Origin of the sequence: uncultured Martelella sp. (assembly GCF_963677965.2) — a bacterium.
Taxonomy (GTDB): domain Bacteria; phylum Pseudomonadota; class Alphaproteobacteria; order Rhizobiales; family Rhizobiaceae; genus Martelella; species Martelella mangrovi.
The window spans coordinates 2,782,067-2,798,020 of the sequence record NZ_CAXXFM010000001.1; the positions used below are offsets into that span (position 1 = coordinate 2,782,067).

14 protein-coding genes are annotated in these 15,954 nt (G+C 59.4%); 9 read left to right on the forward strand and 5 right to left on the reverse strand.

Annotated features, from left to right (window positions below; genetic code table 11):
* Positions 1-3 precede the first annotated feature (3 nt).
* From ACHZCU_RS13025 to ACHZCU_RS13050, 6 genes are all read left to right on the forward strand, one after another.
* Positions 4-570, forward strand: coding sequence for a F0F1 ATP synthase subunit delta (locus tag ACHZCU_RS13025; protein WP_319519112.1), 567 nt, complete (start codon positions 4-6; stop codon positions 568-570).
* Complete coding sequence (atpA, locus tag ACHZCU_RS13030; RefSeq protein ID WP_106302434.1) at positions 570-2,102, forward strand: F0F1 ATP synthase subunit alpha; 1,533 nt, start codon at positions 570-572, stop codon at positions 2,100-2,102. Before ACHZCU_RS13025 ends, atpA begins: the two co-directional genes overlap by 1 nt.
* 30 nt (positions 2,103-2,132) lie before the next feature.
* Entirely contained in the window at positions 2,133-3,011 is an 879-nt protein-coding gene (locus ACHZCU_RS13035) for a F0F1 ATP synthase subunit gamma (RefSeq protein ID WP_319519113.1), read from the forward strand.
* Positions 3,012-3,034: 23 nt separating this feature from the next.
* The gene (gene atpD / locus ACHZCU_RS13040; RefSeq protein ID WP_106302428.1) at positions 3,035-4,471 is read left to right on the forward strand and encodes a F0F1 ATP synthase subunit beta; all 1,437 of its coding nucleotides are present in this window, start codon (positions 3,035-3,037) and stop codon (positions 4,469-4,471) included.
* A gap of 73 nt (positions 4,472-4,544) precedes the next feature.
* Complete coding sequence (locus ACHZCU_RS13045; RefSeq protein ID WP_106302425.1) at positions 4,545-4,949, forward strand: F0F1 ATP synthase subunit epsilon; 405 nt, start codon at positions 4,545-4,547, stop codon at positions 4,947-4,949.
* 226 nt (positions 4,950-5,175) lie between these two features.
* Positions 5,176-6,702 (forward strand): EAL domain-containing protein, encoded by a 1,527-nt coding sequence (locus ACHZCU_RS13050; RefSeq protein WP_319519114.1) that lies wholly within the window; start codon positions 5,176-5,178, stop codon positions 6,700-6,702.
* Here ACHZCU_RS13050 and ACHZCU_RS13055 read toward each other — a convergent pair.
* Together ACHZCU_RS13055 and ACHZCU_RS13060 are read right to left on the reverse strand one after the other, a co-directional pair.
* Positions 6,699-7,685: a WD40 repeat domain-containing protein gene (locus ACHZCU_RS13055; protein ID WP_319519115.1), complete on the reverse strand. Its 987-nt coding sequence runs from the start codon at positions 7,683-7,685 to the stop codon at positions 6,699-6,701. The genes ACHZCU_RS13050 and ACHZCU_RS13055 overlap by 4 nt on opposite strands.
* On the reverse strand, positions 7,685-8,755 hold the full coding sequence (locus ACHZCU_RS13060; protein WP_319519116.1) for a GTP-binding protein: 1,071 nt from the start codon (positions 8,753-8,755) through the stop codon (positions 7,685-7,687). The genes ACHZCU_RS13055 and ACHZCU_RS13060 overlap by 1 nt, the downstream gene beginning before the upstream one ends.
* A 232-nt stretch (positions 8,756-8,987) precedes the next feature.
* Between ACHZCU_RS13060 and ACHZCU_RS13065 the strand changes: the two genes are divergently transcribed.
* Both ACHZCU_RS13065 and ACHZCU_RS13070 read left to right on the forward strand, forming a co-directional pair.
* Positions 8,988-10,028 (forward strand): LacI family DNA-binding transcriptional regulator, encoded by a 1,041-nt coding sequence (locus ACHZCU_RS13065; protein WP_106302413.1) that lies wholly within the window; start codon positions 8,988-8,990, stop codon positions 10,026-10,028.
* 59 nt (positions 10,029-10,087) lie between these two features.
* Entirely contained in the window at positions 10,088-11,047 is a 960-nt protein-coding gene (locus ACHZCU_RS13070; protein ID WP_319519117.1) for a 2-hydroxyacid dehydrogenase, read from the forward strand.
* Positions 11,048-11,056: 9 nt separating this feature from the next.
* On the opposite strand, the gene ACHZCU_RS13075 is transcribed toward ACHZCU_RS13070, so the two are convergent.
* Positions 11,057-11,815, reverse strand: coding sequence for a gamma-glutamyl-gamma-aminobutyrate hydrolase family protein (locus ACHZCU_RS13075; protein WP_319519118.1), 759 nt, complete (start codon positions 11,813-11,815; stop codon positions 11,057-11,059).
* A 273-nt stretch (positions 11,816-12,088) separates the two neighbouring features.
* On the opposite strand from ACHZCU_RS13075, the gene ACHZCU_RS13080 reads away from it, so the two are divergent.
* Positions 12,089-13,207, forward strand: coding sequence for a TRAP transporter substrate-binding protein (locus tag ACHZCU_RS13080; protein ID WP_319519119.1), 1,119 nt, complete (start codon positions 12,089-12,091; stop codon positions 13,205-13,207).
* Positions 13,208-13,512: 305 nt separating this feature from the next.
* On the opposite strand, the gene ACHZCU_RS13085 is transcribed toward ACHZCU_RS13080, so the two are convergent.
* Both ACHZCU_RS13085 and ACHZCU_RS13090 read right to left on the reverse strand, forming a co-directional pair.
* The gene (locus tag ACHZCU_RS13085; RefSeq protein WP_319519120.1) at positions 13,513-15,300 is read right to left on the reverse strand and encodes a TRAP transporter large permease subunit; all 1,788 of its coding nucleotides are present in this window, start codon (positions 15,298-15,300) and stop codon (positions 13,513-13,515) included.
* Positions 15,293-15,871, reverse strand: coding sequence for a TRAP transporter small permease subunit (locus ACHZCU_RS13090; protein WP_319519121.1), 579 nt, complete (start codon positions 15,869-15,871; stop codon positions 15,293-15,295). The genes ACHZCU_RS13085 and ACHZCU_RS13090 overlap by 8 nt, the downstream gene beginning before the upstream one ends.
* Positions 15,872-15,954: the final 83 nt, after the last annotated feature.

Here is a 15,954-nt window from a genome sequence, read left to right on the forward strand (position 1 = left end):
TTTGTGCCTGTGGCAGACCTATCCCAATCTGTTTCGAACGTTGCGCAGCGTTATGCTGTCTCCCTGTTCGAACTTGCCAAGGATGAAGACAGCATCGACGCCGTGGGTGCCGATATCGACCGAGTCGAGACGCTGTTGAACGAAAGCGACGATTTCAGGCGTCTGGTGGTGAGTCCCGTGTTCAGCGCGGACGAGCAGCTGAAGGCTGTGACCGCCATTCTCGCCAAGGCGAAGATCGGCGGCTATGTCGCCAATTTCGTCAAGCTGGTTGCGAAAAACCGCCGTCTGTTTGTCCTGCCTGGCATGATCCTGGCCTATCGCGGCGAGGTTGCTGCCCATCGCGGACAGATGACGGCCGAAGTGGCAGTGGCGCATGCCCTGTCTGACGAACAACAACAGGAATTGAAGACTGCGCTGAAGGATGTGACGGGCAAGGATGTGGCCCTTCATATTACCGAAGATGCGTCGCTTCTCGGCGGAATGATCGTCAAGGTCGGTTCGCGTCAGATCGACACGTCGCTGCGCACGAAACTCTCCAAACTTAAGCTTTCACTGAAAGAGGTTGGCTGATGGATATCCGGGCCGCGGAAATTTCCGCAATTCTGAAAGAGCAGATCAAAAATTTCGGCGACGAGGCTGAGGTCTCGGAAGTCGGTCAGGTGCTTTCGGTCGGCGACGGCATTGCCCGCGTCTATGGTCTCGATAATGTCCAGGCCGGCGAAATGGTCGAATTCGAAGGCGGTGTGCGCGGCATGGCGCTGAACCTCGAAAGCGACAATGTCGGTGTCGTTATCTTCGGTTCCGACCGTGAGATCGGTGAAGGCGATGTGGTCAAGCGCACCGGCGCCATCGTGGACGTTCCGGTTGGTCCCGGCCTGCTCGGCCGCGTTGTCGACGCGCTCGGTAATCCGATTGACGGCAAGGGCCCGATTGCTTCGGATACGCGCGCCACTGTCGACGTCAAGGCGCCCGGCATCATTCCGCGCAAGTCGGTTCATGAGCCGATGTCTACCGGCCTCAAGGCTATCGATGCGCTGATCCCGATCGGCCGCGGCCAGCGCGAGCTGGTCATCGGCGACCGTCAGACCGGCAAGACCGCGATCATTCTCGATACCTTCCTGAACCAGAAACCGATCCACGACAACGGCCCGGACAATGACAAGCTTTACTGCGTCTATGTCGCCGTCGGTCAGAAGCGTTCGACCGTTGCCCAGTTCGTGAAGACCCTGGAAGAGCGCGGCGCGCTTGAATATTCCGTCGTGATCGCCGCGACCGCTTCCGATCCGGCGCCGATGCAGTACATCGCGCCGTTTGCCGGCTGCGCCATCGGTGAATATTTCCGCGACAACAGCATGCATGCGCTGATTGCTTACGACGACCTTTCCAAGCAGGCCGTTGCCTATCGTCAGATGTCGCTGCTGCTGCGCCGCCCGCCGGGCCGTGAAGCCTATCCGGGTGACGTTTTCTACCTGCATTCGCGTCTTCTGGAACGCGCTGCCAAGCTCTCCGACGAGCGCGGCGGAGGTTCGCTGACGGCTCTGCCGGTGATCGAAACCCAGGGTAACGACGTTTCGGCCTTTATCCCGACCAATGTGATCTCGATCACCGACGGTCAGATCTTCCTGGAAACCGACCTGTTCTACCAGGGCGTCCGTCCGGCTGTTAACGTCGGCCTGTCGGTGTCGCGCGTTGGTTCGTCGGCCCAGATCAAGGCGATGAAACAGGTTGCCGGTTCGATCAAGGGCGAGCTTGCCCAGTATCGTGAAATGGCCGCCTTCGCGCAGTTCGGTTCCGACCTTGATGCCGCGACCCAGCGCCTGCTGAACCGTGGTGCGCGTCTGACCGAACTTCTGAAGCAGCAGCAGTTCTCGCCGCTGAAGACGGAAGAACAGGTTGTCGTGATCTTCGCCGGTGTGAACGGCTATCTCGACAAGCTGCCGGTTGGCGATGTCAGCAAGTTCGAACAGGGCCTGTTGTCTTATGTGCGTGGCGAAGCCAGCGACGTGCTGGACGGTATTCGCACCGAAAAGGCGCTGAGCGACGATCTGAAGGGCAAGCTGAAAGCGGCAATCGACGCTTTTGCGAAAAACTTCTCCAAGTAACCAGGTAATCTTAGCGGGGATTTTATACCCATGGCTTCATTGAAGGATCTGAAGCTTCGCATTGCCTCGGTGAAGGCGACGCAGAAGATCACCAAGGCGATGCAGATGGTCGCCGCGGCGAAGCTGCGTCGCGCGCAGGAGGCCGCGGAACACGCCCGGCCTTACTCCGAACGTATGGCCACCGTCATGGCTGACCTGGCGGCTGCTGTCGGCGAGGGCGAGGAAGTGCCGAAGCTGATGAGCGGAACCGGCAAGGATGACGTTCATCTTCTGGTGGTCTGCACGGCCGAGCGCGGCCTTTGCGGCGGCTTCAACGCGCAGATCGCGCGTCACGCCCGGCTGCATACGCGCAAGCTGATTTCGGAAGGCAAGACCGTCAAGCTGTTCTGCGTCGGCCGCAAGGGTTACGACGCACTGCGCCGCGAATTCGCCGATCTGATCGTCGAACGCGTTGAACTGCGTGATGTCCGCAAGATCGGCTTCGAGAATGCCGAGGATATCGGCAATCGCGTGACGGAAATGTTCGACGCAGGCGAATTTGACGTCTGCACCCTGTTCTATTCCGAGTTCAAGTCGGTGATTTCGCAGGTTCCGACCGACATTCAGCTGATTCCGGCTGCGCCTCCCGAAGGTCAGGAAGAGCGTTCGGAAACGGCGCTTTACGACTATGAGCCGAATGCGGAAACCATTCTTTCCGAAATCGTGCCGCTGAATATCCGCGTGCAGATTTTCCACGCTCTGCTGGAAAATTCCGCAGGTGAGATGGGTGCGAAGATGACCGCAATGGACAATGCGACGCGCAACGCCGGCGAGATGATCGACAAGCTGACGCTTTCCTACAACCGTCAGCGCCAGGAAAAGATCACCACGGAACTGATTGAAATTATTTCCGGCGCGGAAGCGCTGTAAGAGCTTGAAAAGAGGGTTTTATCATGGCTGAGGCCTCTATCGGTAAAGTGACGCAGATTATTGGCGCCGTTGTGGACGTTGCCTTTGACGGCGAACTGCCGCCCATCATGAATGCGCTTGAAACCGAAAACAACGGCAACCGGCTGGTTCTCGAGGTCGCACAGCACCTCGGCGAGAACGAAGTCCGCACCATTGCCATGGACGCGACCGAAGGTCTGGTTCGTGGCCAGGAAGTCAAGAATACCGGATCGTCGATCCAGGTTCCGGTTGGTGTCGAGACACTCGGCCGCATCATGAATGTCATCGGTGAGCCGGTGGATGAAGTCGGCCCGATCAAGACCAAGGAAAAGCGCGGTATCCACCAGGACGCTCCGCCCTATGTCGATCAGTCGACGGAAGCCGAAATTCTGGTCACCGGCATCAAGGTCGTCGACCTGCTGGCGCCTTACGCCAAGGGCGGCAAGATCGGCCTGTTCGGCGGCGCCGGCGTGGGCAAGACGGTTCTGATTCAGGAACTGATCAACAACATCGCCAAGGCGCACGGCGGTTATTCCGTGTTCGCCGGCGTTGGCGAGCGTACGCGTGAAGGCAACGACCTTTATCACGAAATGATCGAATCCAACGTGAACGTCGATCCCGCCGAAAACAACGGTTCGGCCGAAGGCTCGAAATGCGCGCTGGTCTACGGCCAGATGAACGAGCCGCCCGGCGCACGTGCTCGCGTGGCGCTCTCCGGTCTGACGATTGCGGAAAACTTCCGTGACGAGGGCCAGGACGTGCTGTTCTTCGTGGACAACATCTTCCGCTTCACCCAGGCCGGTTCCGAAATTTCGGCTCTGCTGGGCCGTATTCCGTCCGCTGTGGGCTATCAGCCGACGCTGGCCACTGACATGGGCGCCCTGCAGGAGCGCATTACCACGACGACCAAGGGTTCGATTACCTCGGTTCAGGCCATTTACGTGCCCGCCGACGACCTGACCGACCCGGCGCCGGCCACCTCGTTTGCTCACCTGGATGCAACCACGACGCTGTCGCGCTCGATTGCTGAAAAGGGTATCTACCCGGCTGTTGACCCGCTCGATTCGACCTCGCGCATGCTCGACCCGATGATCGTCGGTGAAGAGCATTACGAAGTTGCCCGTGCGGTTCAGTCGACGCTGCAGCGCTACAAGTCGCTTCAGGACATCATCGCCATCCTCGGCATGGACGAGCTTTCCGAAGAGGACAAGCTGACGGTTGCCCGCGCCCGCAAGATCGAGCGCTTCCTGTCGCAGCCCTTCCATGTTGCTGAAGTCTTTACCGGTTCGCCGGGCATTCTGGTTTCGCTGGAAGACACGATCCGCTCGTTCAAGGGTCTGGTCGAAGGTGAATACGACCACCTTCCGGAAGCGGCCTTCTACATGGTCGGCACGATCGACGACGCCGTCGAAAAGGCCAAGAAGCTCGCCGAAGCTGCCTGATTACTTGCGGCGGGCGGCCTGAGCGCCGCCCTTCGCGACCGGTGCGTTTTGAAAGACAAGAGATTGGAATGTCATGGCTGATACGATGATTTTCGAGCTGGTGACCCCCGAAAAGCTTCTGGCCTCTGCTGAAACGGATGGGATTGTCATTCCGGCAACGGAAGGCGAGATGACGGTCATGCCGGATCACGCGCCGACCATGACAACGATCCGTCCCGGTGTGGTGAAGTTCAAGAACCGCGAAGGCAAGGAATTCCAGTTTCTGGTATTTCACGGCTTTGCAGATGTTCAGGGCAATGCCTGCACGCTTCTGGCTGAAACCGCAGTTCCGATCGGCGAAGCCGCCGATGCGATCGAGCATCGCATCAAGACGCTGCGCAAGGAACTGGATGATGCGAGCCATAGCGATCACAAGAGCGCCATTGAGCAGATGATGAACGAGTTGACGCATCTCAACCAGACAGTCTTGCCGGGCTGACCTGTTAACGACAAATAGTATTTTGATTGAAGCCGCAGCGATTTTGCTGCGGCTTTTTTTCGTTTTTTGACATAATCTTGTCATCTGGCAGCTTTTGCCGGCCGTATACGCGAAGAATAGTGGAACCTGCCGGGCGCGATTCAGTTGATGTCGGTAATATTGGTAAAACCGGTGAAAAGGTGCGGTATTGAAGAACTGGTTGCTGAAGCTTAGGAACCTCAGCGATATGACGGTCGCGATCATCATTGGCGTTTTCGCTCTGGTGGTCCTGATTTCGGTCGAGTCTTTTGAACATCTCTACGAGTTTTCACGCGCTCATGAAAACTGGGAGATCGACGAGTTCTTCACTGCCTTCATGGTCGCAAGTTTGGGGTTGTCCGTTCTCCTGTTCCGCAGGTCTCGGGCGCTGCGTGAGGAAATTACCCGCCGTCGCGAGGCCGAACGGCTGGCGCTTGCGCTGGCACGGCAGGACTCGCTGACCGGTGTTGCCAACCGGCGCTCTTTCGAAGAGGAATGCGAGCGGCGGCTGGCGCGTGCACGGCGGCAGTCCGACCGCTTTGCGCTGATGTTCATCGACTTCGACCGTTTCAAGCAGATCAATGACAAACTGGGGCATGAGACTGGAGACAGGCTCTTACAGATCATTTCGGAACGGCTGAAAAAAAGCGTTCGTTCGGACGATTTTCTGGGCCGTCTCGGCGGCGATGAATTCGCCATTATCGTGCAGGACGCTGCCGGCGGGCCGTCGTTCGAGCAGATTGCCTCCAGACTGTTGACGGAAATTTCGAAACCGGCGGTGCTTCTTGGCCGCGAGATTTTTCCTTCGGCCAGCATCGGCATAGCGCGGTATCCGGAAGATGGGAAAAACCGTGAGACTCTTTTGAAAAAGGCCGATTCGGCCATGTATAGGGCCAAGGAAGAGGGGCGTCGCCGCATTATTTCCTTCGATCCCGAAGTGGACAGCGGTTCCAGGACCGCACAGGCTCTGGAGCTTGATCTGCCGGCGGCTTTGTCATCCGGTCAGATCATCCCCTATTATCAGCCGATCCGCAGTTGCAGTTCGGGCGAGATCGTGATGCTCGAGGTGCTGGCGCGCTGGAAACATCCCGAACTTGGCGTATTGAGTGCGAGCGACTTTATCCCGCATGCTGAAGCGGCCGGATTGATACCGGAACTCTTCACCGTGATCCTGACACAGGCCTGCAGGGATGCGCGCGCCTGGCCGGCCACCACATCCATTGCCGTCAATGTCACGCCGTATCAACTGAGCGATCGCAATTTCGCCGCCGGTGTCCTCAAAATTCTGCGCGAGAATGGGCTTTCGCCGCAGCGGTTCGAGATCGAGGTCACGGAAGATGCGCTTGTTGTGGAACTGGACATGACGCGAAAGAACATCAGCAAGCTGAAGGCCGCCGGCATTCGCATTGCGCTTGATGATTTCGGTACGGGCTATTCCAGTCTGCGACAACTCAGGGAGCTGCCGTTTGACAGGGTCAAGATAGACCGAGGGTTTATTTCGGGTCTGGGAACCGATCCGCAAAGCGAGGAGATCGTTGCCTCGACCCTGAAACTCTGTCGGGTGCTGGGTATGAAAACAGTTGCCGAGGGGATCGAGGACAAGCAGCAGTTCGACTGGGTCTGTGCCCACGGAGCCGATGCCGTGCAGGGTTATTTTAACGGAAAACCGGCGCCGGCGGAAGATATAACCGCGGCATTGCCGCGGTCTTCCGGCGCAAGGCCTGATGCTCGTTAGCCGGCGATCGTGACGATGCCGCAGTCGCCCGCTTCCGAGGCAAAGGCCAGACGCTGGCCGGATTCGTCCCAGGAAAGCGCGGTGATTGCGCCCTTGCCTTGGCGGCGCAGCAGCGCCTCCTTGCTGTCGGAGATGCGCACGGCCAGCACCATGCCATCGATAAAGCCGATGGCGAGCATTTCTTCCGACGGGTGAAAGGCAACCTGGGTGACCATGATATTGGCGCGGGTGCCAAGCTCAAGCGGTGCCTTGCCCATTGGCCCGTCCTTGCCGGAAAACGGCCAGACAATGGCCGCCGGCGCGCCGGAGGTGGCAAGCCACTTGCCCTTCGGCGACCACGACCAGGATTTGACCTTGGCGGGATAGCCGCTCATGCGCATGTGGCGCGCTTCGGCCGAAAGCTTGCTGTCGAGCTTCCAGCCATGCAGGGCGTTTTCCTGCATCGAGGTAACGAGAAAGCGTCCGTCCGGCGAAAAGGTGATGCCGATATGGGCGCCTTTCCACTCCAGATCGACCGGTGGCGCCGAACCTGCGACCCAGTGCAGCGAGGCGCCATTATAGCGTGCGGCGGCAATTCTGAGGCCCTTGGGCGCGAAGGTCACCGCCTCGACGCTGCGTTCCTCTGCGAAGAGGTGCGTCGCCCCGCTGGCGATGACACGGGTTTCCTTGCCGACGGCATAGGCAACCGCGCCATGCGGTCCGCCTGCGACCACCGATATCCACTTGCGCGGCACGCTTGCCAGTTCTTCCGTCGAACCGTCCTTTGAAATGCGCAGCACCCGGCCATCTTCGCCGCCGGTCAGCAGCGACTGACTGAAGGGATCGCGAATGCAGGTCAGCAGGCCGTCATGGGCCTCGGTGACCTTTTCACCCTCATCGAACCGGTGAATGTTTCCCGCTGCCGTGGCGAAAAACGGGACGCCGCCCAGAAAGGCGGCGGCGATGACGTGATCATCAATATCGACGGGCGCAACGCTCGGCATCAGTTTTGAACCTCGCAGGCGCGGAAGCTTTTCTCGAGCTTTTCACGGTCAAGATCGCGGCCGATGAACACCAGCCGGCTTTCCCGGTTCTCGCCTTCCTTCCAGGGGCGCTGATGGTCGCCCTCGATGATCATGTGGACGCCCTGGACCACATAGCGGTCGGTATCCCCCTTGAAGGCCAGAATGCCTTTCAGGCGCAGGATATTCGGCCCCTGGTTCTGGGTGACCGACTGGATCCACGGGAAGAACCGGTTCGGGTCCAGCTGGCCGCCGCGCAGCGAGACCGACTGCACCGTGACATCGTGATGGTCGGAGAGGCCATGATGATGATGGTGATCATGGTCGTGGTGGTCATGATCATGGTGATGATGGTCGTGGTCGCAATCGGGACCGCAGACATGGTCATCATGGTCGTGATCGAGGAAGTGCGGGTCGTCTTCCAGAACATGCTTCAGGTCGAAGGCATTCTGGTTCAGGATCCGTTCCAGCTCGATACCGGAGCGTTCCGTGCGAAAGATCCGGGCGGCCGGATTGATGGCGCGGACCAGGCTCTCGACTTCGGCCAGTTCCTCGGCGCTGACGAGATCGGTCTTGTTGAGCAGCACGATATCGGCAAATGCGATCTGGTCTTCAGCCTCGCGGCTGTCCTTCAGGCGCAGCGGCAGATGCTTGGCGTCGACCAGCGCAATGACCGCATCAAGTGCGGTTTTTGCCCGGACGTCATCATCCATGAAGAAGGTCTGGGCGACGGGAACCGGATCGGCAAGGCCGGTGGTTTCCACGATGATGCCGTCAAAGCGCGGGCGTCGCATCAGCCCTTCGACAACCCGGATCAGGTCGCCGCGCACCGTGCAGCACACGCAGCCATTGTTCATTTCGTAGATTTCCTCGTCGGATTCCACGATCAGGTCATTGTCGATGCCGATCTCGCCGAACTCGTTGACGATGACCGCATATTGCTTGCCGTGATTTTCGGAGAGGATCCGGTTGAGCAGGGTGGTTTTTCCCGATCCCAGATAACCTGTAAGCACAGTAACGGGGATGGGCGAAGCTGCTTGCGTATCAGTCATGATCGTTCCTTTAAAGGATTTTCCGCCTATATAAGGATGATGGCGGCGGGCAGCAAGGCGGGCGGAATGCTGGCTTGCGTTATGACATGTATGGGCTTTTCCGCTGTCATTTTTCGACGAATTTAAACCGATTGTGCCTTTTATGTTGAAATCCTGACGGTTTTTGAATTAAATTTTTAAATCAGAAACCGAAGCGCGATGCGCCAGGCGTTCATTCATCGGGAGGCATGCCGTGGCCCAGAAAGTCAAACTCTCCACAATCGCCGAATCCCTCGGGATTTCGACCGCGACTGTCTCACTGGCGCTGCGGGACAGCCCGCTGGTGGCGAGCGCGACACGCGAACGCATCAAGGAGCAGGCCCGTGCACTCGGCTATATCTACAATCGCCGTGCGGCCAGTCTGAGAACTTCGCGGTCGGGCATTATCGGCGTTGTCGTTCACGACATCATGAACCCGTTTTACGGCGAAATCCTCAAGGCGATCGAAAGCGAGCTGGACCGCAACCAGCACACCTTCATCCTGTCCAATCATTACGACTCGGTCGAAAAGCAGCGCAATTTCATCGAAACGCTGCTGCAGCTCGGTGGCGATGGCGTCATCATGTCTCCCGCGATCGGCACGCCGCCGGCCGATGTCCAGTTGGCGGAAGACAATGGCATGCCGGCCATTTTCGTGGCCCGCTCGATGGAGGAGCTGGACCTGCCGACCTATCGCGGGGATGACAGCTATGGCATCGCGCTTGCGACCAACCATCTGATCGGCCTCGGGCATCGCTGCATCGCGATGATTGGCGGCACGGATCAGACGTCGACCGGGCGGGATCGTTATGCCGGTTATGTCAACGCCCTGAAAAAGGCCGGGATCGCTGTTGACCCGGGATTGCGCATTCCGGGCCCGCGCACCAAGCAGGGGGGCTTTGAGGCGGCGGTGCATTTCCTGTCGCTTCCGCAAAAGCCGACGGCGGCCGTGTGCTGGAACGATCTGGTCGCCATTGGCCTGATGAACGGGATTTCGCGCGCCGGGCTGACGCCGGGGGCGGATATTTCCGTGACCGGCTATGACGATCTGGAGGAAGCCTCGATTTCCACGCCCTCGCTGACCACCGTCTGGAACGGTCAGGCCGAGGTCGGCAGGCTGGCAGCGCGCGCGCTGCTCGACAGGCTGGCCGGCTCCAGCGCGCCAAACGGCATGCATCTCATCAAGCCGGAAATGCGCATTCGCCAGTCGACCGGGCCGTATCGCGAGACCGCCGAGAGCTATCTCACACTGTAAGCCGCAGTTTTATTCATCATCCTCTTTCCTATCACCAGAGATATTTTGGGAGACACACCATGTCCAAAGAAACGGTCATGCTTTCGCAAAACCTGAACCCCTATGTTCAGAGCCTGCTGAAGGACGACTACGATCTGGTCACCATGCCGCAGGGCGGCCCCGCAGCACTCGGCGACAAGGCGGCCGACATCAAGGCCGTTGTGGCTTTCGGGGGCTTTTCCGCCGCTCAGATGGATGAACTGCCCAATCTGGAAATCGTCACCTGCCCGGGCGTCGGCTATGACGGCATCGACACCGCGCATGCTGCCGAACGCGGCATTGTCGTCACCCATACGCCGAATGTGCTGAACGACGAGGTGGCCGATACCGCCGTGGCGCTGATGTTGAACACGGTCCGCCGCTTTTATGCAGCCGAAACCTGGCTGCGTCAGGGGCGTTGGGAAAACGAAGGCGGCTTCCCGCTTTCACCCTTTTCCGTGAAAGGCCGCAAGGTCGGCCTTTACGGGCTGGGCCGGATCGGTCTCGAGATTGCAAGCCGCCTGGAGCCGTTCAAGGTCGAGATTGCCTATCACACGCGCAGCCCGAAAAAGGGCGTCGACTATGCCTATCATCCGACACTGGCATCGCTTGCCGAAGCCGTCGACACGCTGATCTGCATCGTTCCGAAAACGCCCGAGACTCACAAGGTGGTCAATGCCGAAATCCTTTCGGCGCTGGGGCCGAAAGGCATTCTCATCAATGTCGGGCGTGGCTGGAGCGTTGACGAAGATGCCCTGATCGCAGCCCTTGAGGCCGGTACGATCGGCGGGGCAGGTCTCGACGTGTTTTACGACGAGCCCCACGTCCCCGAAAAGCTTCTGACCTTCGACAATGTCAGCCTGCTGCCGCATGTGGCTTCCGCCTCGATCCCGACACGGCAGGGCATGGCGCAACTGGTCGCGGACAATCTGAAAGGCTGGTTTGCCGAAAAGCGCCCGGTAACGCCTGTGCCGGAGACGCCGGTTCCGCTCAAGGGATAAGACACAACATCAGGGCACGGAGCGGGCCGCCTGACTGGCCCGCACCGCCTCGCCGAAGGCCTCAAACAGCTTGCGTGAGGTGTCGTCGGTTCTGGCCCAGTATTCCGGATGCCACTGGACGCCGACGGCAAAGTTTTTGGCGTCGATGACCGAGACAGCCTCGACCGTGCCGTCCGGGGCGACGGCTTCGACGGCAAGGCCGGGCGCGACATCGCTGATCGCTTGCCGGTGCAGTGAATTCACCTGCACCTCTCCGGCGCCCAGAATGCCGGCAAGACAGGAGCCTTCGCCGATGTGAACCGGCTGTCGAATGACGAACAGCGCATCGCGGTCCCCCTCCGGCGGCTGGCGATGGTCGATCCGCCCGTCAAGTTCCTGCACCTCGCTGACCAGCGTGCCGCCAAGCGCGACATTGAGCTCCTGAATGCCGCGGCAGATGCACAATAGCGGCAGGCCGCGTTCGATCGCGCGGCGGATCATCGGCAGGGTGGTGGCGTCGCGGCCGGGGTCGAACGGGCCGTCCCGTTCCTCCGGTGTCTTGCCATAAAGCGCCGGCGACACATTGGAACGCGAGCCGGTAATCATCACCCCGTCAACCCGGTCAAGCATGGCGTCGATGTCCTGAGCGTCGCCAAGAGCGGGAATGATGAAGCTCATCGCGCCGGCAACGTCGAGTGCCGCGCCGATATATTGCTGCTGGGCGGCATGCCAGGTGGTGTCCTGGAAAAAACGGGTATCGGCGGGAACGGCGATGATCGGCTTTGACATGGGGACTCCGGCAAACGTTTTTCCGAAGTGATGTCGCCTTGCCGGGGTTCTGTCAAACGAAACCGCGATATTGCCGGCGACCGTTTTTCGCCGGTCGGCCGCAAGCAGCGATCATGGGGCATTAGACATTGGTCGTAGTGGAGCCTGTTTGGAGTCACAAAAGCGCCGGTCCCTTGCAGGCGGGAGTTGAAACGGATCAACCAAAGTGCTTTGCTCGCCGGGATGTCCGCCGGAGGAGAAGTTGCGCGGACGCACCATATATGGGAGGTATCTATGGACCGTCGTTCATTCATCAAGAAGGTCGGCGCCGGTGGCGTCGGCGCTGCTGCGGCCAGTGCGCTTGCCGCGCCTGCGATTGCGCAGGAAAACCCGAAAGTGACATGGCGTCTGACGTCGTCTTTTCCGAAATCACTCGACACGATCTATGGCGGTGCGGAAGACATCGCCAATAACGTTTCGGCTGCCACGGGCGGCAATTTCGAAATCCAGTGCTATGCCGCCGGCGAGATCGTCGGTGGCCTGCAGGCACTCGACGCCGTCCAGAGCGGCACGGTGGAAGCCGCGCACACCTGCTCATACTATTTCTGGGGCAAGGACCCGGTTTTCGCCATTGGCACGGCCATTCCCTTCGGCCTCAATGCGCGTCTGACCAATGCCTGGTTCTATCAGGGCAACGGCAACACGCTGATGAACGAGTTCTATGACGGTTACGGCGTTTACGGCCTGCCGGCCGGCAACACCGGCGCACAGATGGGTGGCTGGTTCCGCAAGGAAGTGAACACCGTGGAAGACCTGAAAGGCCTGAAGATGCGCATTGCCGGTATCGCCGGCCGGGTCATGGAAAAGGTCGGCGTTGTTCCCCAGCAGATTGCCGGCGGCGATATCTATCCCGCACTTGAAAAGGGCACGATTGATGCGGCCGAATTCGTCGGCCCCTATGACGACCAGAAGCTCGGCTTCTACAAGGTCGCCAAATACTATTACTACCCCGGCTGGTGGGAAGGCGGCCCGGCGATCCACGCCTTCTTCAACAAGCAGAAGTATCAGGAACTGCCGAAACATTATCAGGCCGCGCTCGACGATGCCTGTGCCTTCGCCAATACCAACATGATGGCGAAATACGACGTCAAGAACCCGGTTGCGATCCGCGAACTGATCGGCGACGGCGCGGTCATGAAGGGCTACAGCACCGAGATCATGCAGGCCTGCTACAATGCGGCCATGGAAGTCTATGCCGAACTCGGCGCCGAAAACCCAACATTCAAGAAGATCTACAACGATCAAACCGAATACAAGAACGCCGCCTATGGCTGGCTGAAGACCTGCGAATTCCGTTATGACCAGTTCATGATGGCGCTGCAGAATGCCGGCCAGATCAAGCCGCTGAGCTGATCCCGGAGGGACTTGCGATTAAGACAAAACCCGGAAGCGGCTGCTTCCGGGTTTTTTGCTGATCGAATGCTTGGCAACGCCTTTCCGATATTCGTCATTCCGGCCTTGCGCCGGAATCCAGGGCAGTATGGCAAGCTGTCCGTTGAGGGAGAGGGCATTTCGAGCATGGCGCGTTCTCACCATATCGCCCTGGCCCCCGGATTAAATCCGGGGTGACGGAAACATTGGCGTTAAGTCCGTAGGCAAACGAAAACCCCGGGAGCGGCTGCTTCCGGGGTTTTGGTCGTTTTGCTTATCTGAAGTCCTCAGTTGAAGTTGAGGCTCGGCGGGTCATCGAGATTGAGACCGTCATTGCCGCTCGCACCGCTGTCGGACGGGCTGTCGCCGAGGTCCGGCAGTGCGAACGGATCGTCGCCGCCACTACCTTCGGAGCTATCGCCGAAATCGAGGCTGAACGGGTCATCGACATTGCCGCCGAACGAAGGCATCTCGATGGTGACGGAATCGGGATCGACGGTCACCACATCATCCTTGTAGTGGGTCACGAGCTGCGGGAAGAAGATCACGGCCAGGATGACCAGGAACTGGATCGCGATATAGGGAATGATGCCCTTGTAGATCTGCAGCGTGCGCACACCCTGCATGATCCGTCCCGTTCCCTTGTCGGTCCATTCACCGGCCGGTGTGACCGAGCGCAGGTAAAACAGCGAGAAGCCGAATGGCGGCGTCAGGAACGAGGTCTGCAGGTTGAGACCGAGAATGATGCCGAACCAGATCAGGTCGATCCCCAGCGCCTGTGCCGGTGCCACCAGAAGCGGCACCATGATGAAGGCGATCTCGAAGAAATCGAGGAAGCAGCCGAGAATGAAGACGATGATGGTGACGACGATCAGGAAGCCGTATTCGCCGCCAGGAAGGCCGGTGAGCAGGTCCTCGATCCAGACATTGCCGTTGATCCCGTAGAAAGTGAGGCTGAAGACGCGCGCCCCCATCAGGATCATCATCACGAAAGCAGACAGCTTGGTGGTGCTGTCGAGGGCGTTCTTGAGCGATCTCAGGTCAAGACGGCCCTTGGCAAGTGCCAGGATAAGCGCCCCGGTCGCGCCCATGGCGCCGCCTTCCGTCGGGGTTGCAATCCCGAGAAAGATCGTGCCGAGCACCAGAAAGATCAGCGCCAGCGGCGGCACCAGAACGATGATCACCTGCTGGCTGAGTCGCGACAGCAGGTTGAGCTTCATCCGGTCATTGGCAATCGCCACCAGATAGACGACGAGAACGCCGAAAACCATGGCCGCCACCAGCCGCCAGGCATCGCCAAGCGTGGTGAACAGGAAATGGTAGCCGATGAAATAGAGCGCGACGGCAACGGCAACCATCACGAACAGCGAGATGACGCCGTTGCCGAGCGTGCGCGCTTCCGCCGGCATGGCCGGCGCCGCCTTGGGGCGGATCAGTGTCATCACGAAGACATAGAGGCAGTAGGCGGCAATCACCAGCAGTGACGGGTAGAGCGCGCCGATATACATATCGCCCACCGAACGGCCGAGCTGGTCGGCCATGACGATCAGAACCAGCGATGGCGGAACGATCTGCGCCAGCGTGCCGGAGGCCGCGATCGTGCCGGTGGCAAACGAGCGGTCATAGCTGTAGCGCAGCATGACCGGCAGCGAGATCAGCCCCATGGCCATCACCGAAGCGGCAACAACGCCGGTGGTCGCGCCAAGCAGCGCGCCGACGAGGACCACGGCATAGGCCACGCCGCCGCGCACCGGGCCGAAAAGCTGGCCAATCGTGTCCAGCAGGTCCTCGGCCATGCGCGAGCGTTCCAGAATGATGCCCATGAAGGTGAAGAAGGGCACCGCCAGCAGCGTCTCGTTCGACATGATACCGCCGAAGAAGCGGTCGGGATGGGATTGCAGAAGCGGCCAGAACAGATGGATTTCGGGCGAGATCGACGAAAATTCAACGCCGAGGACGAAGAAGGCAAGACCGCCGGCGGCGAGCGTGAAGGCAACGGGATAGCCTAAAAGCAGCAAGGCCATCACGGTGACGAACATGATGGGCGCGAGGTTGTGCGCGATGAGATCAGTCATTCGGCATATCCTCTGCCATCATGTGCGCGGCATTGCCGGCTTCGGAATAAAGTTCCTCATCTTCCTTGAGATATCCGGAAAGAACGGCGATGCGTTTGATGATTTCGGAAAAGGCCTGGAGCAGAAGCAGGATGAAACCGATCAGGATGAAGGATTTCGCCGGCCACAGGATCAGCCCGCCCGCATTGGTCGAATGTTCGCCGCTCTCGAACGAGCGCCAGAACCAGGGCCAGGCGAGATAGACCATCATCCCGGCGAAGGGCACGAGGAAAATGATGTGCAGCACCAGATCGATCCAGTCGCGCGTGCGCTTGCTCCACGAAGACGACAGGATGTCGATCCTGATATGCTCGTTTTTCAAAAGCGCATAGGCGGCAGCCAGCATGAAAACGGCGCCGTAAAGGTACCATTGCAGTTCCAGCATGGCGTTTGACGAAAGCGAAAACAGCTTTCGGCTCACCGCATTGCCGGCGCTGACGAGGACGGCCACCAGAAGCAGCCAGGACACGGAATGTCCGATGAATTCATTCAGCCTGTCGATGGTACGGCTTATTGTTATCAGTGGTTTCATTGGGGCCTCCATACCGTCCGACTTCCTTAATGGAAGTTGTCAAGGCCACGCAACCTGCCTTTGGTACAATATGGGATGAAAAT